The organism is Bacillus sp. 491mf (assembly GCF_900112415.1).
Classification (GTDB): Bacteria; Bacillota; Bacilli; order Bacillales; family Bacillaceae_G; genus Bacillus_A.
The window spans coordinates 1-24,374 of record NZ_FOLV01000029.1 but is presented as its reverse complement, the minus strand read 5'-3'; the positions used below and the strand labels follow the sequence as shown (position 1 = coordinate 24,374).

Sequence of the window (24,374 nt, the reverse complement as noted above, 5' to 3'; positions counted from 1 at the left end):
CATGAAAGCGGAAACAAAATATTTTGTTATTAAATAATTATTGATTGCTTAATCTTAACTTTCTTCGTAATTGCATTCTTTATTTCTACGTTTTGCATGGATTTGTTATAAACGATATGAAAAAAAGGGAGATTTAAAATGATGAGAAATTTAAAAAGATGGGAAAATAACCAAATTGATCATATGAATAGAATGGAATCGAGAGCTCATTATAACAGTTATCCAAATTATGAATCTGCTTTCAAAAATGATGTGAATCATAGTCATTTTCATATGAGTTTAAATGGGACATGGGATTTTCTTTTCTTGGAGGCACCTGAATATAGCCCTGAAGATTTCTATCAAACGAATGCAGATCTTTCAAACTGGGACTCTATCATTGTACCAAGCAATTGGCAAATGCAGGGTTATGGAAAAATGCATTACTCTGATTTATGGTATAGCTTCCCAATTATCCCGCCTTATGTGCCAACAGAGAATCCAACCGGGATCTATCGTAAAACATTTACATTACAATCTATTTCGGAAGATCATCAAATGATAGTGCGCTTTCAAGGTGTAGATTCAGCATTTGAAGTATATTTAAATGATACATTTGTAGGATACAGTAAAGGGGCTAGAATTCAAAGTGAATTTGACATTTCTAAACATTGTAAGCTAGGAGAAAATGTTTTAACAGTTCGAGTGTTTCAATGGTCAGATGGTACATACCTTGAAGATCAAGATATGTGGTGGTTAAGTGGCATTTTTAGAGATGTTGATATTTATGAACGTCCTGTGCAAGGTTTATACGATTATACGATCAAAACCTTTTTAGATGATAAGTGGGAGCATGCAACTTTATTTGTACACCCTGTATTTGAAAGCTTCGATAACCAAGTAATCAATTATCAGCTATATGATCAAGATGGAGCTCTGCTTTTTGAAAAAGAAATACTAGGTAATGAGTCACTTATGGAAGAAGTAAGGAATCCTTTAAAATGGTCCGCTGAAGCGCCTCATTTATATCAGTTAATTATGACTGTTAAAAAGGATCATGAAACGATTGAAGTTATGAATCAATCAGTTGGATTTAGACAAATTGAAGTTGCCGGGAAACAATTTTTAGTAAATGGTGTTGCTATTAAATTGAAGGGTGTTAATCGACATGATTACAATCCGAAAAATGGTCGTGTTGTAACGAGAGAAAGCATTGAAGAAGATATTATATTAATGAAGCAACATAATATTAATGCGATTCGAACTGCTCACTATCCAAATTCGCCGTATTTCTATGAGCTATGTAATCAATACGGTATGTATGTAATTGATGAAACGGACCTAGAATGTCATGGGTTTGAATTAACCGGGAATTATAATTGGATTTCTGATAATCCAAAATGGAAACTAGCTTATGTTTCAAGGTTGAAGAGAATGATGAATCGTGATAAAAATCATCCATGTATCATTATGTGGTCTTTAGGAAATGAATCAGCATTCGGAACTAATTTTAGAGCAATGGCTGCCTATGCGAAACAAGCTGATCCTACTAGATTAGTACATTATGAAGGAGATTTTGATGTAGAAGTTTCTGATGTGTACTCAACGATGTATACGTGGCTTGAGCATGATAAGAAATTAACAATGGATCAAGTGATCAACTCTACCCAAAAACCGCACATTTTATGTGAATATGCACATGCAATGGGGAATGGACCTGGAAATCTAAAAGAATATCAGGAATTATTTTATCGTCATGATCATCTCCAAGGCGGCTTTATATGGGAATGGTTTGATCATGGGATTGAAACGAAAACAGCAGAAGGAGAAGTTTACTATCGATATGGAGGAGATTTCGGTGACGAGCCAAATAACGGTAATTTCTGTATTGATGGGTTATTACAACCAGACCGTACACCTTCAACGAGCTTAATAGAATTGAAAAAAGTAATCGAACCAATTGAAACAAGTGTAGTTGATATGCAAGCGGGGATATTCCAGTTAACGAATCGATTAGATTTCAATTCAACAAAAGATTATCAGCTTATTTGTTCCTTTTATGAAGATGATCGTTTAATTGAAGAAAGAGAAGTGGAATTGCCAGTTATATCTGCAAGAGCGTCTGAAAGAATTGTTATGAAATATCCACCTATCTCACATAGAATTCTTGGTGCTATGTATACAATTCATTTCTCTTATCGATTAAGCAATGATACAAATTGGGCGGAAAAAGGTTTCGAAGTAACACATAGTGCATTTATTTGGCATAAGGAGCCAAAAGCTAAAGAAAAAGGAATTTCGAACGGGTCTATGTTAGAGGTAACAAACAATAATCATATTGTAACTGTAACAGGGAAAGATTTTGTCGTTACATTTGATGATGTATTTGGTACGTTATTAAGCGTGAAATATGGCAGTGATAAAGTGTTGGAAAAAGGTCCTAAAGTTAATTTTTGGAGAGCACCAATTGATAATGATATGTATCTATTAAATGATTATAAAGAAAAGTATTTTATGCATTTGTGGCATGAAATGGTACAAGAAGTGTCTTACGAATTAGAAGATAACGTATTTATTTGGGAAGTAACGACATTTAACGGTACAACAAATAGTTCTTGGTACTATGAAGTGACATATCGTTATGAATTGAATGGTGATGGAAAACTTAGCTGTAGCATTTCTGGAATCGCATCAGGTCAGAAAGAGAACGCTCCTGCCATGTTACCAAGAATAGGTGTGAATATGCATGTAAACAAAGAGTATAACAATGTGTCATGGCGCGGATTAGGGCCGAATGAAAATTATCCAGACTCAAGACAATCTTGTTATCACGGCGTATTTCATCAAGACGTTGCTAACCTTTTTGTTAACTATGTGAAGCCACAAGAAAATGGAAACCATATGGAATGCGATTGGATTGGGTTAAGTAATCGTAGTTTAGGAATTCTTTATCAGGCGAAAGATACAGTAAACTTTAGCGCCTCCTATTATGAAGATACAGATCTAGAACATGCAAAACATACGATTGATTTAAGAGAAAGAGATTATATTGCATTAAATATTGATTATTTACAAAATGGACTAGGAAGTAATTCTTGTGGACAAAGTCAATTGGATAAATACCGTTGTAAATTTGAAGATTTCCGTTTGGATTTTTCGATAAAACCATGTGATTTGTCTAAGAAAACGATTGTTGAATATGGTAGGGAAGTGTAAAAAAGATAAATAGTATTTAGCAACGAATAAGGATTGAACTCTGTAATCTACAGGATTCAGTCCTTATTCCTTATTCGTCTTATCTTAATGCGTTTATGACTGTAATACTCGATATAATATCTTTCTTCTTTGCATAATAAATGGTTTGAAAAGAGTCGTTGCGAATATAAAGAAGATAAAATAAATCTATAAAAAGAGAAGGGGAATATAAGTGAAGCTTTCTGAATTTCAGCAGTATGTATCAAATTTCAGTAAAGAAAAAGGATTTGCTGATACAACGATTGAGAAGCGTACCATGTATTTAATGGCCGAACTAGGAGAACTAACAGAGGCGATATTAAAGCGAAATGATGATAATGTAAAAAGAGAAATAGGGTTAGAAATGTTTGATGTAATTTGGAATGTATGTGACCTAGCAAATAAATTAGGAATCAATTTAGAGGAAGCGTTTCGGGAAAAAATGGAAATCAATCGAGGTAGAGAGTGGTAAGGTTATATGGTGTGGTTGGTATGTGACTAATAGGAGAGAATAGAGAAGTTTAAAGAAAAAAGAACTTGGAATACACCAAGTTCTTTTTTATGCTACATCGCAAATATTAGAGTAATTGTAGGTGTTCATTTTGTTAATTTTTGTATGTATAATGAATACGGAAGGGGGAATGGCATGAAAAGATTATTAAATCTACTAACGATTGTAGCATTGTTAACATTGTCAGCTTCTTTTCCGTTAGCGAGCATTCTTTGCAATATATCGGCGCTTTTCACGATATATCGGCGCAAATGCATCATTTATCGGCGACTTTTACAATATATCGGCGCTTCGACACGATATAAAGACACGTCGACTATATTCGACATGCGAGTAGTCAGCTCCTTCTTTTCATCTGTTTATAACCTCAATAAAAGATGTATTCCCATTGTTCCTAATTGTAGAATGGAATTTCTGATTTTCTAACGTCTCAGCAACTTGTTCTAATTTTTGTATATCATCGTGATGAATGAGTAAACTGTCTGATCCACTTTCTTCAATATGGATATGTTCAATATTCCCAACGGCTTTTTGTATGGATTGTAAAAAATCAGGTTTCATCAATAAGGCCTCCTGTATTTGCAGTTATTCGTTCTTATTATTTCCTTGTTTATGAAAAATTAGGCCGGTTTTTAAACGACTCTTAGTAATTTTGTTTTTTGAGATGGCATGTTGTATATCATTATAAGTACTTAACTATTGTAGATTGAAATCGGCAAGTAAACATTGAGATAACTAAGAAGGCCGCTGAAGTTGATTTTCTTATTTTAGCGGTTGTTACTTTGTTTTGGTTCACCAAAAGAGATAGATGTACACTCCACTCCGAGTGAAAGCTTTCTATGGGAGAGAGCGGGGGCTCACTTTCCTCGCTGTTCCGTGTATTAAAATGATTCATTTTCAAAAAAAATCCTATGTTTTACAATTTTTTAACATTTTTTACCTTTACTTTATACTAGTTTAATAACGTTTCGCTAAAATATTCTTGTATTTTACAATATATGCGAGGAGGATTTTTGTGATTAAAAGGATGTTGTGTAAAGTGAAGGGTCTTATTGGTTTTTTAGCAGTTCTCTTTTTAGTATTTACATCTTTCTCTTGGACTAGCTTCGCGGAAACAAAAGAAGAAAAAACAGAGAAAGAATCGTCAGAGAAGAAGCTTGTTTTTCCGGTGTTAAGTGATGTGCACATTAAAAATAGTGGAACGGATGATACGTTTCGTTTTCAAAGAGCGCTGCAGCAATTGAACGCAGTAGCTCCAAGACAAGATGCCTTTGTAGTTGTTGGTGATTTTACAGACAGTGGTTCAACGCAGCAGTATGATCGTTTCTTTCAAACTTATAAGCAATATGGAAACCAAAATGCAACTGCTATGTATGCTCTAGGTAACCATGATTATTGGAACGGATTAATCGCACAAGATGCACAGAAACGTTTTCTTAAGAAAACAGGAATGGAATCTATCTATTATCACAAAGTGGTAAAAGACTATCATTTTCTTGTGATGAGCCCGGAAAATGGAGTGACACATGGATATTATTCAGATACACAAATTAATTGGTTGAAACAGGAGTTAGTAAAAGCGAAGCAAGCGGATCCAAATAAGCCAATCTTTGTCTTTTTACATCAGCAAATTAAAGGAACAGTGTACGGGAGTCATGAATGGGGGACAAATGATAGTGCCAAAATTAATGAAGTCTTAAAAGAGTATCCACAAGCTGTAACGTTTTCTGGTCATTCTCATTATCCACTTGATGATCCAAGGTCAATTCATCAAAAAGACTTTACGTCTGTTGGTACATCATCAGTTAGTTATATGGAAGTGGAAAAAGGAAAAGTACAAGGAAGTAAGCCGCCGGGAGGTGAAACATTAAGCCAAGGCCTATTGGTAGAAGTAGACGATCAAAAAGTGACGATTCATCGCCGTGATTTTCATAATAACTCTTGGGCAGGTGATCCGTGGGTAGTTGATCTTCCAGCAAAGAAAGAATCTTTCAAGTATACAGAAGATCGTGATAAGGAAAAGCCGGCATTTTCACAAGATGCAAAGCTGAAACTTTCGAATATAACAGAGACATCTGTGACAGCGACATTTCCGCAAGCTGTAGATAATTTACTCGTTCACTCATACCGTTTGCAAGCAAAAGAGAAAGCAACAGGAAAGGTGAAAAACCAGCTTTTAGCCTTCTCCGAGTTCTACCGGGATCCGGTGCCTAAAGAGCTGACATTTACATTAGGTGGACTAGATATTAATACGGAATATAACATAGAAGTAACAGCATTAGATTCATTTGGAAATGAAAGTGGTGCTCCTTTACGCGAAGAATTTGAAACGAATACAGAAGTAATTGATCCGAATGCGAAAGTACCGAAAGCAGATGTATTCGATGTAAACTTTTTAGATGGTACTTTTAAAGATTATTCATCGTTTGGTGCAAATGGAAGTGTAAAAGGAAATGTAGCAATTGAGTATGAGCAACCTTTAAAGAAACACGTAATGAAATTAAGTGGACAGAATAATACATATGGATATATTCCATTTTCAAATGAGCAAAAAGAAAAGGTAAAGGATTCCTTTACACTAGAAGCAGCGTTTTCTATGAATCAAATTCGCAATCAAGCAATTATGGAAAATACCGAAAGCGGTGGAATTGGATTTGAATCAACAGGTTCTGGTTATGTAGAATTATGGGCACATATTGGTGGCAGTTATAAACATATTGGTGTACAGCTAGAAGCTAATAAAACATACCATCTAACAGGAACATATAATGGAAGTGAACTTGCAGTATATGTAGATGGAAAAAAAGTAAATAGTCAGCGAGTAACGGGGAAAGTGTATCATCCGAATGTACCATTTGCGATTGGAGCAGATCCAACAAGTAATGGTAATGGTAATGTTCCATTAAATGGAACAGTTGCACTTGCAAGACTATATAGTAAGGCACTAACGCCTTCTGAAGTGAAAGCGGCTTATAATGAGTTTCATAATCGGATAAAAATAGAAGAGATCCATAACTTATATGAAGAAATGAATAAGGTAAAAGAAACATTGGCAGGTACTTATGAATTTGGAGAGAAACCCGGTCAATATTCACAAAAAGCATTTGTTGCATTACAAAAAGCGTATAACGGTGCAAAAGAAACGTTGGAAAGAATGATGGTAACAAAAGAAGAAACCGTTACAATGTATCAATCGTTACAAACGACCCATCAAACCTTTTTACATTCTAAAGTGGCAGAAGAAAAGCCACAAACGGCGAAAGAAAAACTCCAAGTAACGATTAATGGAGCAAAAGATTTCTTAACGAAGATACAAGTAGGAACAGAGGTAGGTCAATACAAGCATGAACCAGTAAAAGCGTTAGAGCAAAAAATACAAGTAGCCGAAGCAGTTGTACGTGATCAAAATATGACGGATCAACGTGCAGATAGTATAGAGCGTACATTAAAGGATGCTACTTTTCTTGTTGAGAGTAGTATAAACAAATAGGGCGGGGAAGAGACTTGTCATGGACAAGTCTCTTTTGCGTGAGGATCATTCGGGACTTGAGGAAGTAGAATATATGTTAAAATAGAATAGAGATTGTTTAGAAGGAGCGGATGATGTGTCGAATCGAAAGATAAAACAAATTCTTGAGTATGTATGGGTTGGTATCGTGCTCCTAGTCGGATATAAATTTTTAGGAGATAAAAGCCTATGGATGCTTTTTTTAATAACCTTTGTATTAGGGGGACTAGGAGCATTATTTATTAACTTTTTCTTTGATAGTATGGAATCTTGGAAAAAGAAGAAAGAACAGAAATGATAAAAAAAGCAAGCCCGCTGTTTTTAGCGAGCTTGCTTTTTTAAGCTTCTTTTTTCTCATCGTTCGTTTTGGAAAGGAGTAAATGACTGTTTCGCTTTGAGTAGAAAAAGTAGACACATAAACCGATTGTTAGCCATATTCCAAAGCCAATCCATGTTTCTTTTGAAAGGTTGAACATTAAGTATAGACAACAGCAAATTGCAATGATTGGTAAAATAGGGACAAATGGAACGCGGAATGCTCGCGGTAAGTCTGGGTGTGTTTTTCGTAGAATTAATACCGCAAAGCAAACGAATGTGAATGCTGTTAATGTACCGATACTTACAAGGTTTGCAAGTATGTGTAAATCTAATAAACCAGCAAGTGCTGTAGCGCCAATCCCCATGATCCATGTGTTTACTAAAGGCACTTTGGATTTTTGATTGACGCGAGATAACGCTTTTGGCAGTAATCCATCGCGACTCATTGCATAGGAGACGCGTACTTGTCCATACATAACGACAAGAATAACAGTTGTCATCCCTGCCATTGCTCCTACAGCTAGTAAGCTAGCGATTGTATCTTCACCAACAAACCGTAATGCATAAGCAACTGGATCTGATACGTCTAGCTTTGTGAAAGGAACCATCCCTGTTAATACGAAAGAAACAGCTATGTACAATACGGTACAAATAAGAAGAGAACCGATAATTCCAATTGGCAGGTCGCGCTGCGGTTTCTTTGTTTCTTCAGCAGCAGTTGCAATCGCATCAAAGCCTAAAAAGGCAAAAAATACAGTTGCGGCTCCAGCAATAATGCCGTCGTAACCAAATGGTAGAAACGGTGTCCAGTTTTCTGGTTTTACATATTTAGTGCCAGCGGCGATGAAGGCAATAATGACAGCTAGTTTAATTAATACCATAATATTATTTATACGGGCGCTTTCGCGAATCCCTCTACTTAAGAGTAGTGCAATAAAAAGAATAATAATGACAGCTGGTAAATCAACGAGACCTCCTTTTCCGATACCAGGGGCAGAGGCGATGATGGCCGGAAGTTTAATTCCAAATCCAAGCAGTAGTGATTGTAAATAACCAGACCAACCAGCGGCAACGGCAGCAACCGCGAGTAAATATTCAAGCATTAAACACCAGCCGACGATAAAGGCGACAATTTCTCCAACTGTCATATAAGCATATGTATAAACGCTTCCCGAAATCGGAATAGAAGAGGAAAACTCAGCATAGCAAAACGCAACGCATGCACAAGTAAAGGCGGCAATGAGAAATGATAGAATAATGGCAGGACCAGCGTGTTTTGCAGCAACAATACCGGTTAAAACGAAAATGCCTGTCCCTATTACAGCTCCAATGCCTAAAAAGGTTAAATCAAGGGCGCTTAATGTTCGGTTGAGCTGACGTGGTGATTCGGTCGTAAGGGGTTTCTTTCGTAAAAGTGTTTTCAAATTCAAATCTCCTCTCTGTAAAATGGTGGTCTTACTCCCGCTCAAACGGGATCGATACAACTGCGAGGCTTCGTAGCACCTGAAAGAATAAAATAGAGAGTCGAGATTGTATGATATATAGATACAATGGGGAATGGTGCAGTTGTAATTTCACTTGTGAATTTATCATATTTCAGAATATTTTGTCAATAAAAAGTGTAACAAATAAAACGGCACAATTAAGTGAACGCTATGCATTTTGTGTAAATCGATTATCGTCTGTTGTTTGTGATATATCAGCGATTTTTAGAATATATCGGCGATTCGACACGATTTAAAGTGAAACTTCCATCAGTGACGACTTTCTCACTGATGGAAAGCTCTCACCAATCGGGCTTTTACGGGCAGTTTTCTTCCCTGCGCTTCTCCAGCTTTTACTGCCCGTTAATGCGGGATAAAGACACTTCGACGATGTTCGACACGCTGAACGTACTAGAAGAAGCTGACCTATCGGGTCAGCTTCATTTCTAATGCGTCTTTGCCAAGCTAGTGGATGTATATTCTTGTTTTGAAGTAGTATTTTTAAAGTGCGAAAATAAGTAACAGCCACCGATTACAATCATACTTCCGACGATTTGAATCCACGTCATTTGTTCACCTAATAAGAGAAACGCTAAAATAGCAGTGAAAATCGGATTGAAATTCAAGAAAATACCAGCTGTAGTCGCCCCTAATTTTTGAACACCGATATTCCAAAAAACCATACATAACACGGTTGAAATCACACCTGTGTATAGAATAGATCCTAAGAACGAAGCGTTTACATTTGAAATTGTGAAATCAGAGATATTAAAGGGAATCAATAGGATAATACCAAAGATACCAGAATATAAAGTAGACATCATTGGTGTCGTTTTTTTCGTTGCCCATCTACTGCAAACGGAATAAATTCCCCATACGCATACCGCAGCCATCATCCACAAATCACCGATATTAAAATGTAAGGAAAACAGTGTATCTATTTTTCCTTTTGAAAGAACAAGCGTAACGCCAAAAAAGGAAATGATCATCGATGTGACTTGCCATATATTTATTTTTTCTTTTAAAAATAGAGCGGCACAAACAGCGATCGAAATCGTATTTAATGTAGAAATAAGACCAACATTTGTTGCGGATGTATGTTCTAACGCCCAAAATTGAAAAATGTTAAAGAAAACAACGCCAGTAACCCCCATTATAAATAAAGGGAGAATGGCCTCTTTCGGCGGGAATAGTTTCTTTTCTTTCAGCCAGACAATTGGGAAAAGACAAATGATGGCAATGCCCCAGCGAAGAGTCGTAAGTGTCATCGGCGAAGCGTGCCCAACAAGAGATTTGCCGACTACAAAATTTCCGCCCCACAATAGGCTTGTGATGAGTAATAAAATAACATAAGGCATAATACGAGTTAGCTCCTTTTATAAGAAAGTAGGGCCTATGCATTGCCCGTTTAATAAAAAAGCCACTGTGCACGGTGGTGTGATACATATACGTTAAACTATGTAAATTGTAGCATTTTTCTTGTTTGTCATATATGTTATTTTGTATAATTAATAAAATTCGAAATAATATAAAGCGATTAAGTTCTTTTGCGGAATGTTATTCATTTTAAGTGCGGTTGTCATATGTTTTCGTGAATAATCGTTCGTTAGGAAAAGGGAGACTGGAAATGGAACAGAAGGGGTTAGATGATTTAGATGTACAAATTTTAGATGTGCTGCAGCAAGAAGGACAGCTGAGTAATGCGGAGGTTGCTCGCCGCGTGAATCTTTCGCCGCCGGCTACACATGCGCGGGTGAAACGATTGGAAAACGAAGGATTTATTAATCGGCAAGTAGCTATTTTAAATCAAGAAAAACTTGGATTTGACTTATTATGCTTTATTTTTGTTAGCACAAATATTCATCAAGCGGAGAAACTCGAAGTGTTAGAGAAAGCTATGCGCGAGATGCCAGAAGTATTAGAATGCCATTGTTTAACAGGTGAGTATGATTATATTTTAAAAGTTGTGCACCGCGATCGAAACGAATTGGAACGGTTTATTCGCAAATTAAATATGCTCGGCATTACGAGAATTCAAACGAGTTTAGCGCTGCGAGAGATTAAGTATTCTACTGTGTTGCCTTTGCGGAGAGAAGAAGAAGGCGGAGCTGTTTAGCTCCGCCTTCTTATGCATGAGGACGAATCCACAGTTTGGCAAAGTCTGTCCATCCGAACGAATCGATCGTGACATTTTGAAGTTCAGATGGGAAACTCCTTCTTTTTAACACATGGTAGTAAAAGACAAGAAGGTACTGGTCGCTAAGAAGCCTTTCGATGTTACATATTAAGTCATATCGTTTTTCTTTACTTGGCTCTGCTATAAAGCGGTCAAGCATGCCCTCGATTTGCTCATGATAATGGGGATGCCTGAAGCGATGAACGAAGCAACTTTTATTTTTAAAGATATGTAAAAAGGCCATTTCAAGATTAGCGTCGAGCACTTCTCCTGTTAAAATGATATCAGCTTGTTTGGCAATCTCTTCGTTAAAGTAATCAGTGACTAGAAAAGGATGAAGCTGCAGATGTATGCCGAGTGGTTCACATCGTTTTTGTAACCAGATCGCATCGCTTTCGCTACCTTTAAACGCAAAGAAGTAGATGTGTATCGTTTCTCCATTATACGTACTTTGTTGTAAATATTCTTTCGCTTTCGATATAGATGTTTCTTTATGCATGGTTCTGCTTTTATCGGGAAAAAAGCTATAAGCCGGCATTGTCCGATTATCACCAAGGTCGTGAATTAATGATGTAGGATCCATGATTTCTGCCCACGCTTTTCGGAAAAAGATATCATGCTGCGGGCCGTCTTTTTGAAAGTTAAATGCTGCGTATATACAGCCGATTTCTTCTGTTTCCACTGCCCTTTCTTCTTTACATCCCATGTTTGGTAATTCGTAGTTTGTTTGTATTTTTGACTGCTCTGGAACAAACCAAAATTTAATCTGATCAAGTAGTGCCCGCTCTTTAAAATAATCGGGAAATGCTTCTAAAATAAAATTATCTTCGGTAAAGCTTTTTATTTTAAAGGGACCTGTACCACTATACTGATGAGTTTGAATCATTACATCATGCGGTAAGATGGATAATTGTACAGAGCTTACATAATGTAGAAAAAAGCGATTTGGTTTTCGTAAATGAAAGATAACTCGCAGAGGAGATGGGTTTTCTATTTTCGTAATTCCCTCTGTTAACCAATCAAAAGGAGATTGGACAGCTTGTAATCTTTCGAAGGAGAAGATTACATCTTTTCCTGATAATGTTGTTCCGTGATGAAAGCGAACACCTTTACGTAGGTAGAATGTCCATGTAAGTTGATCATCGCTTACTTCCCAAGTATGTGCCAAATGCGGCTCGATTTCGTCAGTTTTTTCGTTATACCGCACCAATGTATCAACGATTTGACTAATAAGATGACTTTCCGTCGTTACAGCCGCAAAAGCCGGATCAATGGGGAGTAATTTTCGGTTATATGGGATTTTTAACACATCATACAGATCGTCTGAAGTTGTATATCCAAAATAAGTATTTAATCGCTCTTCTATCTTTTCACGCAGTAAGAAAGGTAGCGGTTCTTTTAATAATAAAAATACTTCCTTTAACTTCTCATTTTTTAAAAGTTCTTCAACATGCGGCAATATTGCTTCTGTAAATGTATGAAGAAAGCGAATTTCTGTTTTATTTCCCCGGCCTCTTCCTGGAATCCAGTCGATTAATTTTTCATCGCTCATTTTTTTAAGTAAAAATTTCACGTTTTTTGTGCTGCAAAATAAAATAGTAGCTAGTTCTTGGAGACTTTGCTTCATATGCTGCTCATTTGGAAAGGCAAATCTTAGCCGAATATAGTGGTCCATAATTTTCATGTTTTACATCTCCTTTTTCTCCCGCATTAACTGGCAGTAATACTCCCACCTCAAAATTCAGCAAAAGTATTGTCCAGCTCTAGCGGCTAGAATCTCCGGGTGCTCCAACGTCCTGCGATTCTGAGCGAGCCGCTTCCGCTTTTCTTAAGAAGTTAGGTGGGAGATAAACTGCCAGTAAAAGCCCGATTGGTTCAACTAATAATCAGTGGGATGAAAAAAATCCCCACTGATTAAAGTTTCACTTTATAAAAGGGGAAACTCTTCTGAATATTTTAACCTTTTTCTTCCTCTTTTTCAAAGTAAAATGGAGAAACAGAAGGAGGAGGAAACAGATGGGATTTTGGTCAATGCATCGCAACATTAAAATTAGAATTATTACATCCTTTTTAACGCGGACGGTAGGAACGATGATTTTTCCATTTATGGCGATTTACTTCTCCATAAAATTAGGAGCAGCATTAGCTGGATTTTTATTGTTATTGAATGTAATTGCGTCACTCATTGTCGGTTTATATGGCGGCTATATTGCCGATACATTAGGGCGGAAAAAGGTTATGATTATTGGACAGGTAATTCAAGTAATCTCTATTGCATGTATGGGGGTTGCGAACTCAGAGTATATAGATTCACCTTGGCTCACATTTGTATTTTTACTGATTAATAGCATCGGTTCTGGCTTGATGAACCCGGCAACGGAAGCGATGTTAATTGATGTAAGTACACCAGAAAATCGAAAAATGATGTACAGCATTAATTACTGGGCAATCAATTTATCGATCGCGATCGGTGCAATTTTCGGAGGACTCCTGTTTGAGAAATACCGTTTTCAATTATTTATGCTGCTGACGAGCATTGCATTATTAACACTATATTTAATTACGGTTTACATGGAAGAAGTATATGTCGTTCAAAAGAAAGCAGAAAAGAAAAACGTATTAACAGATATGGTAAACAATTACCGAGTTGTCATGAAAGATAAGGCGTTTATCATACTGTGCTTAGGAAGTATATGTGCATTATCACTAGAGTTTCAAATTAATAATTACATCGGCGTTCGTCTGCAAAAGGAATTTGAAACGATAACATTTTCATTCTGGAACGGAAGTAATTTTGATTTAACAGGGATTCGGATGCTAAGCTGGATATCCACTGAAAATACCGTATTAATCGTGTTATTTTCAGCGCTTATGGTAAAAATCATGAATCACTTTGATGACCGGAAAGTACTGTATGTAGGTTTATTTATCTATACAATTGGGTTTACGATATTTGGAGCAAGTAACAGCCTATGGATTTTATTACTGGCAGGCTTGTTCCAAACAATTGGAGAAATGATGTATGTGCCAATCAGCCAATCGATTCGGGCAGATATGGCAAAAGACGATGCGAGAAGCTCTTATATGGCTATTACCAGCATGGTCTTTCAAATCGCGAAAATGGTTGGAACGCTTGGCATTATGATCGGTTCCGTTATTGCTTCTTGGGGGATGAGTATTTTATACTGCATCATCGGAATAAGCAGTATTCTCTTATTCAAGAAAGCGGTGGATATGTATCATCTTCAAAAGGAGAAAGTAGAGAAAATAGGATAACGAGAAGGCTGCTTGTTTTGAAGACAAGTAGCTTTCTTAGGATAGGAGATAATTGTAATGAAAATTAGCCCAAAAGAATTTTATAGTCGTAATATACGTTATTTGATTAGGTCCGCAATGGAAGAAGATGCAAAACAATTATCTGAAGTACGATTACAAATAGATGGCGAAACAGAAAACTTAGATAGAGAAAAAGGCGAAGCATACATAGATGAAGCTGGTTTTAAAAGAATCATTAAAGAGGATACAGACAGTGTTAGTAATCTATTTTTAGTAGCAGAAGTAAGTGGAAGAATTGTAGGTTTTTCAAGATGTGAAGGGAACAAGTTGAAAAGAACATCTCATAAAGTAGAATTTGGCGTGTGTGTATTACAAGAATATTGGGGATACGGTATTGGAAAGAACTTTTTAACAGAATCCATCAATTGGGCAGACTCGCACGGAATTAAGAAAATCACCTTGAATGTTCTTGAGACGAATGATAAAGCGAAAAGCCTTTATGAAAGATATGGGTTTGAAGTAGAGGGGATATTAAAAAACGACAAAGTTTTATCGGATGGGAATTACCATAATACTGTTTTGATGGGGAGGTTTAATGGATAAATGGTCTCTTGTTTCGTATGATACGAATGTATATTCCTTACTCCCAACTACTGCTTACACCCGGAACTAAATATATCGGCGCTTTTTGCGATATATCGGCGCAAATAGGACATTTATCGGCGATTTTTGAAATATATCAGCGATTCGACAAGGAATAAAGACTCTTCGGCAATGTTCGACAGGTAAGCGGAGCGGATCAAACCAAAAAGGAGCTGAAAATCAGCTCCTTTTTGGTTTGATATATATATCTTGCATTACAAGTTAGTGTATGGTATTTTATGGTTATAACACTTACATTGCAAGTTATTAGTATAATTATTTACCTTGCATTACAAGATATTAAGAAGTATGTACAAAAAAAGGAGAGAGAAAATGGCTGATTCAACGCAAATGCTAAAGGGCATTCTAGAAGGCTGTATTCTAGCCATTATTCAAGAAGGAGAAATATACGGCTACGAGTTAACGGAGAAATTACAAAGTTATGGTTTTCACTCCTTTAGTGAAGGAACCATTTACCCTTTATTATTGCGTATGCAAAAAGAAGGATTACTGACAAGTGTGTTAAGGGAATCAACTGCTGGGCCAAAACGAAAGTACTATCTTTTGACAGAATTAGGGGAGAAGGAATTGGATAGTTTTAAAAACCGATGGAACGATTTAAAACTATCTGTTGAAAACGTGATAAATAAAGGGGGAAAATAACATGTTATCAACGAAGTCCGAGCAATTTTTAATTGAACTGAGAATGTATTTATTGCAGCGGGGCAAGAAAGATGAAGATATCAATGAAATTGTCGACGAGCTAGAAATTCACTTAATAGAAGCTGAAAAAAGAGGGAAGAGTGTAGATCATATTATTGGGAAAAGTCGTAAGCAGCATATGAAGAATATCGGGAAAGAGTTGCCTGTAGATAAAGAAGGGTTAATGAAACTCATTCCTGCAGCAATCTTGGTTATTATCGCTTATATGGCCTTCCCGCCAGCTCTTAAGGGAGAATTTAAAATTTCTCAAAATATATTGTTATTTGGATCATTACCGCTATTTTTAACTCTTGCTGTATTTGCAATTACTCTATTGAAAGGAATCCCTAAAGTATATCCATCTACAAAAAAGTCGCTATTTCTAATGTTGCTAGCTAATTGTATTGCCATTGGTGGCTGGTTAGTATTCTATTTTTGGATGGATGGAAAAATGGATACGTATTATTTTGTGGCAACGAGGGCGCAAAATTATATAATTGCTGGCGTATGTATGCTGATTTTTGTTCTTTTTGCACTGTATGCAAAATCGTGGCTTACGATCTTTGTAGCATTTACAATTTGTATTGGTCCAACCTTAGAGCACATTATTCCAAGTGAAATAAATAAAGATCCACGGTATATTACAGCAACGATTATTGGTAGTGTGATCATAGGTATATGTTTAGGTATTTATTTCTATAAGAAAGCGAAAAATCAACAAGTTATTGAATAGGATTAATGCAAAGAATCCATTTAGAGCAAAATGGATTCTTTCTATTTTAGTAAAACTACCCTGCAAAAGCACAAAAACTTTATAAAAATCACTCTATATACAAATGAACTGGACCACTGATATGAGACAGGAATAAAACACCTATGCTATCTGTTCCTTATATTCAACCGGGAACAGGTAGTATTCTTTGTGCGGTCTTTCGGTTAACGTGTATTGCTAATTTTGTTCGTAATAACCCCGTGACGGTGCGATGTCCAATTCGAAGTTTGTAAGTTGTACAATGCCTTTTAATTTGCTTTTCTAGAGGAGGCAAGTAGGTAACGTACCTCTTGAACATTGAAACAAGCTTGTCATTACAGCATTCTTATTATATAAAATCTCCTTGTAAAAAAGGTTGCAGATCAATATAGATTTGCAACTTTTCTTTGTAGAGAACAGTATTAACTTAATATTTATTTTAAGTTGTTGAGAAATATTTTGGTAATTTTTACAAAATTATACTGTGTCTGAAATTATTATACAGAATAATCAAAAAATGTTACTATTATATAGGGTATGTAAATTATAACCATTACAAAAATTTGATAAAAAGGAAAAGATATACAAACTATCTTTTTCTTTATGTATAATCGAAATTGTAAGAAAGAAGGGGAAATTACATACACTGTTTTTTTCTTTCTTTTCTTTCATAGCTTTATGAGTCTTATAGATTCATAAAACTACTCTAAACTATATTCAGGGGAGGGATATGAATGCAATATGTTGCACCACAAGTAGAGTTTAATACTTTAAACATTATTCAAGATCAGGCTTGGTGGCTAGTATTCGTCGCTGTATTACTAGCTTTGGGAGCTACGGTAGTTCTTGGAGCAGCTATATGGTGTCTGGCGAATGGCAAAGGATCTTTCACTGGCGGTGTGCAGTGGGTTAACGGTCTTCAAGTTAAAATTCAGTGTAGTTAGTTAGGCTTAATTTATTAATGATCATTTACAATTTAGCCATCCTTTTTAAAGGGTGGTTAAATTAGTTTATATATATATTTTTGGAGGTGCGAAATAATGCTAAAAATTCATCAGCTATCAAAACAATACAAGAATTCTGTATGGGGTGTCCAAAATTTTAATTTGATTATTAATAATAAAGAAATTATGGGAATTGCAGGCCCCAATGGTTCAGGAAAAACTTCTTTAATTAATTGTTTACTTGGTATTATTTCTCCTACATCAGGGAATGTGGAATTAAACGGATATTCTAGCCAATCTAAAGAATTTAAACAAAATATTGCTTATGTTCCTGATGATTTAATTCTACCTGAAGCTCTTACTGGAAAAGAATATCTAGATTTTGTTACCTCTATGTATGAACTAATAAATTCAGAGAAGACAGAAGATTTAATAGAGATATTTGATATGAAAGAAGCTTTAAATGAGCCAATAGAAACGTATTCTCATGGTATGAAGAAAAAAATACAACTAATTGCAGCTTTTATGCTGAAAAGCAAAGTTATTATACTTGATGAACCTTTTCGTGGATTAGATGTAGAAGCAATTATTATGACTAAAAAGCTTATGGAAAGATATATAAATAAAGGGGGAAGTATTCTTCTATCTACTCATGATTTGTTAGGAGCAGAAAAACTTTGTAATCGCATTGCTATCATTGCTAAAGGAGAAAAAATAGCAGAAGGCAAAGTTGAAGAACTTAAAACCCAGCATAATTCTAGCAGTTTAGAAGAAGTATTTATGAAAGTGTCTATGCTAGGTAGTAGGAGTGATCATTTTGAAAAAATCATTAATAATTTCTAGTTTAATGCTAAAAATGTGGAAAAAAGAAATACGGAAACTCCTTGATACGAAGATGAAGGTGTTCATAGCTAGTGTTTTCACATTATCAATAATTTCTATTGCAGTCTTTGGAGGATATCAAATTACTAGTGTAAGTTTGCAAGGTTTTCTAAATGGAGATACAAGATCTATTACGTTACTGACAGTTTCAATGTATTTAAATGCTTCTATTTTAACATTTGTTTTTTTCATTTTTTTTAAAGCAATGGCATCTGATCAAGATCGCTTATCTATTCAGTTAAGCTGGTTTCCTGTAAATTTATTCGAAAAGAATTTAGGATATTTCATTCCATTTTCTAGTGTAATTTTATCTCTAGTATTTTGTATGATCAGTATCATTATGGTACCTGCATTCTTCACACAAAAGGCAGGATTCATTTTTAGTTGTGCCTTTCTTTTCGGTTTATTGTTGCAAAGCTTTTTTGTATTATGTTTAATGCAATTCATTTATAACATTTCAACTTTTCTTGTAAAGATATGCAAATTACCTTTTGGTAAGCTTCTCACATTATTATTAGTAATTTTAGTTTGTTTAATATACGGATTAGAAAGTTTAAGTATCAAAGGGATGCTTAATACATTTACAGTTTTTGATTATAATGTTACTTATTTTGCTTCTCCTATTTTTCTTGGGGTTATCGGGGAACTTGCATATATGAAAGTTAATATACCAATTATCATCATTGGTTATATAGGAGTAATTCTACTATCGTTTTTCTCTTTGTTTCTCATAAATATAAAATCTGAGAAACGTTCTCTTAAATTATTTCGTTTCCTTCCCATCCCACGGAATAAATTAGGAGCACTTATTGTTAAAGAGGTTAAGTCCCAATGTCGAAATGAAGAAAACTTATTAAACTCTATTTTAATAATAATACTTGTAATACTATTCAAACTTAAGTTTAATTTCCAGGATAATTCAGTTATTATTATTGCTTTGGCTGGAATAACAGGGATTATTGCTTTAAACTCTTTCGGAAATGATAAGAAAATGTATTTAGCATATAAAACATATAACATTACATCTCTTAAAGTTCTTACCGGAAAGTTCATAGGTCTATGTATTTTATCTTTAATACAATTAGTCATCTTTTGTTTATTATTGTTATATACTCCTGACACATTTAAAGAATCATTTCAAATTATTCTTATTGTAATAAATTCAATAGCAGCCTTCTATTTAGCAGGAACTATTATACCTTTAGATAAAAATAACCCTTATGCAGGAATATTAGCTTTTATTTTTATCCTATGTTCCCTGATTCCAATTGTATTCATTGGAAATCAAATTATAGGACAAACTAATGAGGTTTTAAAATTTGGAAGTATTATTCTAGCAGAAATATTACTTGGTATAATAATTGCTTTAACTAATAGATGGAGGTTGAAAAATGAATAAACGGAAACTAGTACCTTATTTTCCTTCAGGAGTGTCTATCAAAAATCGTAGCGTATATGACGCAACTCTTGATGTATCTTTACCTATGAATAGTACCGCTAAAGTAATGTTAACAGAGATAGATGGAAAGCAGGATATGGAAAAAATTATTAATAATTTAAATACTAAATTTAATATAGATGAAAATACACTATTCCATGATGTTGCTTCTTTATTTGGAAGTTTAAATCAAAATTATATGTTAAACTGGAAATATGAAACTGGAAATAAATTCAAAGATGCCTTACTTCATTTTTTTTCCCAGTATAAAATAGGGTATAAAGAACGATTTAATATTGGGGACTTTGATTTTTTTTCCATATTCTTAAAAATGCTGTTGGTTGTAATTCGAAAAATTGTCTTGTTTTGGACTATCGTAATGATTCTATGTATTGTTGCATACAGCTTTATACAATCAGATTTTATTTTATCTTTAGCTTATTATTTTTCAATATCATATATTGGTATTATCACAAGTTTTTCTTTGCATGAAACTTTGCATGCTTACATGCAAAGAAAAATGACTAGTAAATATCCAGGTTTTATTGCAAGTGACTTGTTGTCCCTTAGATTGGTAAGACCAGTGATTATGCCTTATCAAAAAAAAATGATTTGGATTACTGTATTAGGACCACTAATCCCTGGAATATTCGGTGTGTTAGGGATCATACTTACGCAATTGTTGGGTGTAAGTGGTTCATTAGCTTACACATTAAATATTATTTTTATTACCTTTGCACTACACATACTTTACTTACTTCCATTCGTAGGAGATGGGAAATCTATTGTGGAACAACTTATGCTTAATAAATTAGGAGGTTAATTTTATGATTCCATCTTTTAAAAATTCACTAATTTTCTCTTCTGTTTCCAGCTTTTTTGTATTTCCGTTTTTAACAATAGGTATTGTCTTCTATTACATATTTTCAGGAACTTCTAAAAGTAGTTTGATATTTAATAGTGTATCTGTAAGCATGGATGAATCAGGTTTTTCTTTCTCATTAAAACCTAATTTCTTTATTTTAATGGGAATAGTGTTTGCAATTTCATTTATTATAACTTTTGTTGTTCAAAAAATAACAAATTCTAAGTAAAGGATAGGACAGTAGCTATGGATTATAAGAGAATATGTTCTAAATTATTAATTGTAGCTTTGTTTATTATAATTCCACTAATTTTCACATCTTGTAAACAAACCAGTGGTTCGAGTTCTAAACCAATAGATTTATCTGAAGGAATTGCTGTTGGTGATAAATCTGCACCATTGCAATTTATTGAATATTCAAGCTTCCAATGTCCGGATTGTAAAAAATTACATCAAAATATTCAAGATGTATTGCAAAAATATATAGATGAGAAAAAGATTTTTTATGTTTTTAAACCTGTAGATGTTCAAAGGTTTGCAAATGATCAGTACGTTTATAAAAATTTCTCCAATAATAATGAGAACTTTAATATGATAAAAACCGCTTTTGAAAAACAAGATCAATGGAGTAACGCAAAAAACGAAGAAGAGGTTAAACAAATTTTGGGTCTTGAAAATATTGATACAGAGACACAAAATAAGCGAAAAGAAACTATGAATCGTATAAACATAGACTTGAAAGAACGAGGAATAAAAGAAGTTCCATCCTTTTATATAAATGGGAAGAAATTTGTAGGAGTTTATAGTAAAGAGGAATTTAAAAAGTTATTAACAAAAGCAGAAGCTAATTAATTCAAGTTTAGTGAAAGGAATGATATAAATGCTGCGCTTAGCATTTATTGTTTCATCTTTAGCAACAATTGGAAGTTTGTATTTTAGTGAAATAAAAGAACTTCCACCTTGCGATCTCTGTTGGTATCAAAGAATTTTTATGTATTCTATCCCATTATTAATTGGTATTTCTAAATGGAAAAAGCATAAAGACATTACAATATATATAAAAGTTTTCTCGGGGATAGGATTAGCTTTTGCTTTATATCAAGTTATTCTTCAAACTTGGCAAATAAAAAATCCTGCTTGTGGGATTGAAACAAATTGTAGCAACATAGACGTACAATATTTTGGTTTCTTAACTATACCAATGATGTCATTATTCGCTTTCCTTATTATTTTCCTTTGTGCTTTCTTTATAGAAAAAAAGAAGTATTCTTTTTCTCTGTAGCTTTAGGAGATAATTTGCGGAGTTTTTAAATGATAAATTGCATATAAAAAAGAGAAATCTATAAAGTGAAACTTTAATCAGTGGGGGGGGTTCTTCATCTCCCACTGATTATTAGTTGAGGTAATAGAGTAGTAATCTTCTTTAAAAATGGAATAATAAATAATTTCCTCTGCGATCTTTCCGCCAAATTCCACTATCATCTTAGACAATTGCTAGTTTTAATAAAATAACCAAGAAAAAGAATACAAATTGTATACAACTCACTATATATACAAACGTCATAAAAGCCTGCTTTCGTTCCATAACTGAAACAGGATACAATGCTACAATACTATTTCCCAAACAATAATTCCAAAAAGCACGAAGTTGTACAAATGATATGTATAGGAAACATAACGCGGTGATTCCTGTTCCAATCCAGCTAGGAATATAGTAAGAAAGAAACCCTCCTACTAAAGTTAATCGTATATACATACCGAAGTAATCGTTAGTACGTACAAACGATAAACTATACAAATATAAAAAAGGAGATCGTTTTTTATATAGTATTCGTTCCAGTAAAGTGGTGAGCCACTTTCTTCGTTTTACTTGCTGTTTGATTTGCGGTACATCTGTAAAGAAATGAACAAATTGATAAAAGCGCATGTCCATTTTTTCTTCTTGCTCTATTAAATATTCCCAGTGAATGTGCCGTTTTTGTTTGTTCATCGTATATAAAAATAAGAGTGTTACGACAAGGAGTATACTTCCTACAATTATCATCGAAGTGAATTGAAACATTGTATATGTAATGGCAGCATTGCAGAATATCCGAATAAGCAACCAGTATGAAGCAATTTCTGTATTTTGATATGTCCAATGTATGTACATGTTCCACCATTTTATAAAAGCAAGGATGACAAAAGCACCGCATAAAAAAGCAGGTGTTGTATGTAATGATTGCCCGGCAAGCGGTGTAATGATGAGTACCGCGCATAATAATGGAAAGAGTTGAATGAGATAACTATATAAAAGAGACCGCTTAAAGTAATAGGCTAGTTTTTCTTCTATCGGCAATAAATATAGCATATCTGGCTTTTGTAAAAATGTGCGAATAGGAGAACGAGTGAGTATTACCGTAAGTAAAATCGTCACAATGGTTAATGCAACAAACTCAGACGGAAAGGAACGAAGAAACTTTGCATAATAATAGCCGCCAACACCAAGAAGAATAAGAAAGCCATAGACGAGACTACTTGCAATACGTACAAAGTATATCGTGATTTTTTTGAGATGTTGCTGGAAACGGCTTGTCCAAAGCGTTTCGATTGTCACTGAAATCACCCCTTTGTTTCATTATAAACGTAACTAAATTTCTAATAAAGTCAGTTATATCAAGACTGTATTATTTGGGCTGTTTATTATGCGATGGTTGGATAGTGAAATTCTGCAGGTGTAGGCCTAAGCGAGACATACCAAAATGGAACACAACTTGGACTAGCAATTACACCAGTTGACCGTCTAATGTTGCGGTATACCCCTTACTTCAACACCAAAAATAATTGTACAAAAAGACCAATTTTATCTTTAAAACGGTCTTTTTGTACAATTATTTTTCAGTTATACCTTTTGTAAAGTAATCATATCAGTATGTCCAAGATTTATAAAAAAAGTTTGTTTTTTTCTAAAAAATGTATATAAATACGAAATAAATAATAAATACACAAAAATAATTTTATATTTCCCTAATTTAGTCCTTTCCTTCTACAGGAATCATCTATTATAACAGTGTTCACATCTAAAATAAGATGTTTCAACAAAGGAAAGTATAAGTATCTTTATAATAATTTTCCAATATAATCAATGTGTTAACCAAAGGAATTCTGTATTATTTTTTCGTTTCTACTAACTAATACAGCTTCAAACAATGGACACAATTGTTACATGCCAAGTGTAATTTATTATCTATTCAAGATTCTGTTTATTCAATCTTTCTAAAAATACAAAAATATCATAACTCATAAATATACAAGCTATAATGAGGGCGTCGAGAGATAATCTATTACCTCTAGAGAAAATATCAAATCTGGTTCTGGTGCAAAAATTCTAAACTTCTAAAATTGGACATACTGATACGATTACTCTAAGAAAGGCGTGTGATCAGAAGGGAAATTTATTTAACATGAAAATGGAAGCGTTATCATCCCAATCTTATTTTGTTAACATTTGGTGATACTTCTAATACAGTTTTTATCCCGCTATTCGTGGGCAGTAATACTCCCACCTCAAAATTCAGCGGAAGCATTGTCCAGCTCTAGCGGCTAGAATCTCCGGCCGTTTCGCCCCCTCGGACGAGGCAAAAAGCGCCTCTCTGTCAGGGGCGTGGGCGTCCTGCGATTCTGA

22 protein-coding genes are annotated in these 24,374 nt (G+C 34.4%); 16 read left to right on the top strand and 6 right to left on the bottom strand.

The window, feature by feature from the left end; genetic code table 11:
• Window positions 1-138: 138 nt before the first annotated feature.
• Together ebgA and BM211_RS19400 are read left to right on the top strand one after the other, a co-directional pair.
• A complete protein-coding gene (gene ebgA / locus BM211_RS19405; RefSeq protein ID WP_256217150.1) occupies window positions 139-3,195 on the top strand; it encodes a beta-galactosidase subunit alpha in 3,057 nt (1,018 codons plus the stop codon).
• A gap of 211 nt (window positions 3,196-3,406) precedes the next feature.
• Window positions 3,407-3,685 (top strand): MazG nucleotide pyrophosphohydrolase domain-containing protein, encoded by a 279-nt coding sequence (locus BM211_RS19400; protein ID WP_035432893.1) that lies wholly within the window; start codon window positions 3,407-3,409, stop codon window positions 3,683-3,685.
• 125 nt (window positions 3,686-3,810) lie between these two features.
• Here BM211_RS19400 and BM211_RS26805 read toward each other — a convergent pair whose 3' ends face one another.
• Complete coding sequence (locus BM211_RS26805) at window positions 3,811-3,981, bottom strand: hypothetical protein (RefSeq protein ID WP_218160818.1); 171 nt, start codon at window positions 3,979-3,981, stop codon at window positions 3,811-3,813.
• Window positions 3,982-4,075: 94 nt separating this feature from the next.
• Complete coding sequence (locus BM211_RS19395) at window positions 4,076-4,285, bottom strand: hypothetical protein (RefSeq protein WP_035432891.1); 210 nt, start codon at window positions 4,283-4,285, stop codon at window positions 4,076-4,078.
• 454 nt (window positions 4,286-4,739) lie between these two features.
• Between BM211_RS19395 and BM211_RS19390 the strand changes: the two genes are divergently transcribed.
• Together BM211_RS19390 and BM211_RS19385 are read left to right on the top strand one after the other, a co-directional pair.
• Complete coding sequence (locus tag BM211_RS19390; RefSeq protein WP_141771671.1) at window positions 4,740-7,214, top strand: LamG-like jellyroll fold domain-containing protein; 2,475 nt, start codon at window positions 4,740-4,742, stop codon at window positions 7,212-7,214.
• Between the two features lie 115 nt (window positions 7,215-7,329).
• Entirely contained in the window at window positions 7,330-7,530 is a 201-nt protein-coding gene (locus BM211_RS19385; RefSeq protein WP_020061018.1) for a hypothetical protein, read from the top strand.
• 40 nt (window positions 7,531-7,570) lie between these two features.
• Here BM211_RS19385 and BM211_RS19380 read toward each other — a convergent pair whose 3' ends face one another.
• Complete coding sequence (locus BM211_RS19380) at window positions 7,571-8,974, bottom strand: amino acid permease (RefSeq protein WP_035432886.1); 1,404 nt, start codon at window positions 8,972-8,974, stop codon at window positions 7,571-7,573.
• A 506-nt stretch (window positions 8,975-9,480) separates the two neighbouring features.
• Window positions 9,481-10,392, bottom strand: a complete 912-nt coding sequence (locus BM211_RS19375) for a DMT family transporter (protein ID WP_090999024.1) — start codon at window positions 10,390-10,392, stop codon at window positions 9,481-9,483.
• A gap of 269 nt (window positions 10,393-10,661) precedes the next feature.
• Here BM211_RS19375 and BM211_RS19370 point away from each other — a divergent pair, with 269 nt between their 5' ends.
• On the top strand, window positions 10,662-11,150 hold the full coding sequence (locus tag BM211_RS19370; RefSeq protein ID WP_035432881.1) for an Lrp/AsnC family transcriptional regulator: 489 nt from the start codon (window positions 10,662-10,664) through the stop codon (window positions 11,148-11,150).
• 10 nt (window positions 11,151-11,160) lie between these two features.
• On the opposite strand, the gene BM211_RS19365 is transcribed toward BM211_RS19370, so the two are convergent.
• Window positions 11,161-12,894, bottom strand: coding sequence for an SgrR family transcriptional regulator (locus tag BM211_RS19365; RefSeq protein ID WP_090999022.1), 1,734 nt, complete (start codon window positions 12,892-12,894; stop codon window positions 11,161-11,163).
• A gap of 332 nt (window positions 12,895-13,226) precedes the next feature.
• On the opposite strand from BM211_RS19365, the gene BM211_RS19360 reads away from it, so the two are divergent.
• The 11 genes from BM211_RS19360 to BM211_RS19310 all read left to right on the top strand — a co-directional run bounded on the left by BM211_RS19360 (window position 13,227) and on the right by BM211_RS19310 (window position 21,992).
• Window positions 13,227-14,486 (top strand): MDR family MFS transporter, encoded by a 1,260-nt coding sequence (locus tag BM211_RS19360; RefSeq protein ID WP_090999020.1) that lies wholly within the window; start codon window positions 13,227-13,229, stop codon window positions 14,484-14,486.
• A gap of 57 nt (window positions 14,487-14,543) precedes the next feature.
• Entirely contained in the window at window positions 14,544-15,089 is a 546-nt protein-coding gene (locus BM211_RS19355; RefSeq protein ID WP_035432875.1) for a GNAT family N-acetyltransferase, read from the top strand.
• A 372-nt stretch (window positions 15,090-15,461) separates the two neighbouring features.
• A complete protein-coding gene (locus BM211_RS19350) occupies window positions 15,462-15,791 on the top strand; it encodes a PadR family transcriptional regulator (protein ID WP_035432873.1) in 330 nt (109 codons plus the stop codon).
• Between the two features lies 1 nt (window position 15,792).
• Window positions 15,793-16,563: an NADH dehydrogenase gene (locus BM211_RS19345; RefSeq protein ID WP_035432871.1), complete on the top strand. Its 771-nt coding sequence runs from the start codon at window positions 15,793-15,795 to the stop codon at window positions 16,561-16,563.
• Between the two features lie 752 nt (window positions 16,564-17,315).
• Window positions 17,316-17,525 (top strand): hypothetical protein, encoded by a 210-nt coding sequence (locus BM211_RS19340; RefSeq protein ID WP_035432869.1) that lies wholly within the window; start codon window positions 17,316-17,318, stop codon window positions 17,523-17,525.
• A gap of 96 nt (window positions 17,526-17,621) precedes the next feature.
• Window positions 17,622-18,368 carry an ABC transporter ATP-binding protein gene (locus tag BM211_RS19335; protein ID WP_035432866.1) on the top strand — a complete coding sequence of 249 codons (747 nt, stop codon included), beginning with the start codon at window positions 17,622-17,624 and terminating at the stop codon, window positions 18,366-18,368.
• Window positions 18,343-19,806, top strand: coding sequence for a hypothetical protein (locus BM211_RS19330; RefSeq protein ID WP_035432864.1), 1,464 nt, complete (start codon window positions 18,343-18,345; stop codon window positions 19,804-19,806). The genes BM211_RS19335 and BM211_RS19330 overlap by 26 nt, the downstream gene beginning before the upstream one ends.
• Window positions 19,799-20,668, top strand: a complete 870-nt coding sequence (locus BM211_RS19325; protein WP_035432862.1) for a PqqD family protein — start codon at window positions 19,799-19,801, stop codon at window positions 20,666-20,668. Before BM211_RS19330 ends, BM211_RS19325 begins: the two co-directional genes overlap by 8 nt.
• 4 nt (window positions 20,669-20,672) lie before the next feature.
• Entirely contained in the window at window positions 20,673-20,939 is a 267-nt protein-coding gene (locus tag BM211_RS19320) for a hypothetical protein (RefSeq protein ID WP_035432860.1), read from the top strand.
• 17 nt (window positions 20,940-20,956) lie between these two features.
• Entirely contained in the window at window positions 20,957-21,562 is a 606-nt protein-coding gene (locus BM211_RS19315; protein WP_035432858.1) for a thioredoxin domain-containing protein, read from the top strand.
• 28 nt (window positions 21,563-21,590) lie between these two features.
• Window positions 21,591-21,992 carry a disulfide bond formation protein B gene (locus tag BM211_RS19310; protein ID WP_035432856.1) on the top strand — a complete coding sequence of 134 codons (402 nt, stop codon included), beginning with the start codon at window positions 21,591-21,593 and terminating at the stop codon, window positions 21,990-21,992.
• Between the two features lie 201 nt (window positions 21,993-22,193).
• Here the strand turns inward: BM211_RS19310 and BM211_RS19305 are convergent, their stop codons facing one another.
• Window positions 22,194-23,306, bottom strand: a complete 1,113-nt coding sequence (locus tag BM211_RS19305) for an ABC transporter permease (protein ID WP_090999018.1) — start codon at window positions 23,304-23,306, stop codon at window positions 22,194-22,196.
• Window positions 23,307-24,374 lie beyond the last annotated feature (1,068 nt).

Excerpts from the sequence above, each read along its gene's own strand:
- BM211_RS19325 (WP_035432862.1), top strand. The coding sequence starts at position 19,799 with ATGAATAAACGGAAACTAGTACCTTATTTTCCTTCAGGAGTGTCTATC.
- BM211_RS19350 (WP_035432873.1), top strand. The coding sequence starts at position 15,462 with ATGGCTGATTCAACGCAAATGCTAAAGGGCATTCTAGAAGGCTGTATT.
- BM211_RS26805 (WP_218160818.1), bottom strand. The coding sequence starts at position 3,981 with ATGCATTTGCGCCGATATATCGTGAAAAGCGCCGATATATTGCAAAGA.
- ebgA (WP_256217150.1), top strand. The coding sequence starts at position 139 with ATGATGAGAAATTTAAAAAGATGGGAAAATAACCAAATTGATCATATG.
- BM211_RS19375 (WP_090999024.1), bottom strand. The coding sequence starts at position 10,392 with ATGCCTTATGTTATTTTATTACTCATCACAAGCCTATTGTGGGGCGGA.
- BM211_RS19320 (WP_035432860.1), top strand. The coding sequence starts at position 20,673 with ATGATTCCATCTTTTAAAAATTCACTAATTTTCTCTTCTGTTTCCAGC.
- BM211_RS19345 (WP_035432871.1), top strand. The coding sequence starts at position 15,793 with ATGTTATCAACGAAGTCCGAGCAATTTTTAATTGAACTGAGAATGTAT.
- BM211_RS19355 (WP_035432875.1), top strand. The coding sequence starts at position 14,544 with ATGAAAATTAGCCCAAAAGAATTTTATAGTCGTAATATACGTTATTTG.
- BM211_RS19365 (WP_090999022.1), bottom strand. The coding sequence starts at position 12,894 with ATGAAAATTATGGACCACTATATTCGGCTAAGATTTGCCTTTCCAAAT.
- BM211_RS19315 (WP_035432858.1), top strand. The coding sequence starts at position 20,957 with ATGGATTATAAGAGAATATGTTCTAAATTATTAATTGTAGCTTTGTTT.
- BM211_RS19340 (WP_035432869.1), top strand. The coding sequence starts at position 17,316 with ATGCAATATGTTGCACCACAAGTAGAGTTTAATACTTTAAACATTATT.
- BM211_RS19335 (WP_035432866.1), top strand. The coding sequence starts at position 17,622 with ATGCTAAAAATTCATCAGCTATCAAAACAATACAAGAATTCTGTATGG.
- BM211_RS19395 (WP_035432891.1), bottom strand. The coding sequence starts at position 4,285 with ATGAAACCTGATTTTTTACAATCCATACAAAAAGCCGTTGGGAATATT.
- BM211_RS19360 (WP_090999020.1), top strand. The coding sequence starts at position 13,227 with ATGGGATTTTGGTCAATGCATCGCAACATTAAAATTAGAATTATTACA.
- BM211_RS19370 (WP_035432881.1), top strand. The coding sequence starts at position 10,662 with ATGGAACAGAAGGGGTTAGATGATTTAGATGTACAAATTTTAGATGTG.
- BM211_RS19310 (WP_035432856.1), top strand. The coding sequence starts at position 21,591 with ATGCTGCGCTTAGCATTTATTGTTTCATCTTTAGCAACAATTGGAAGT.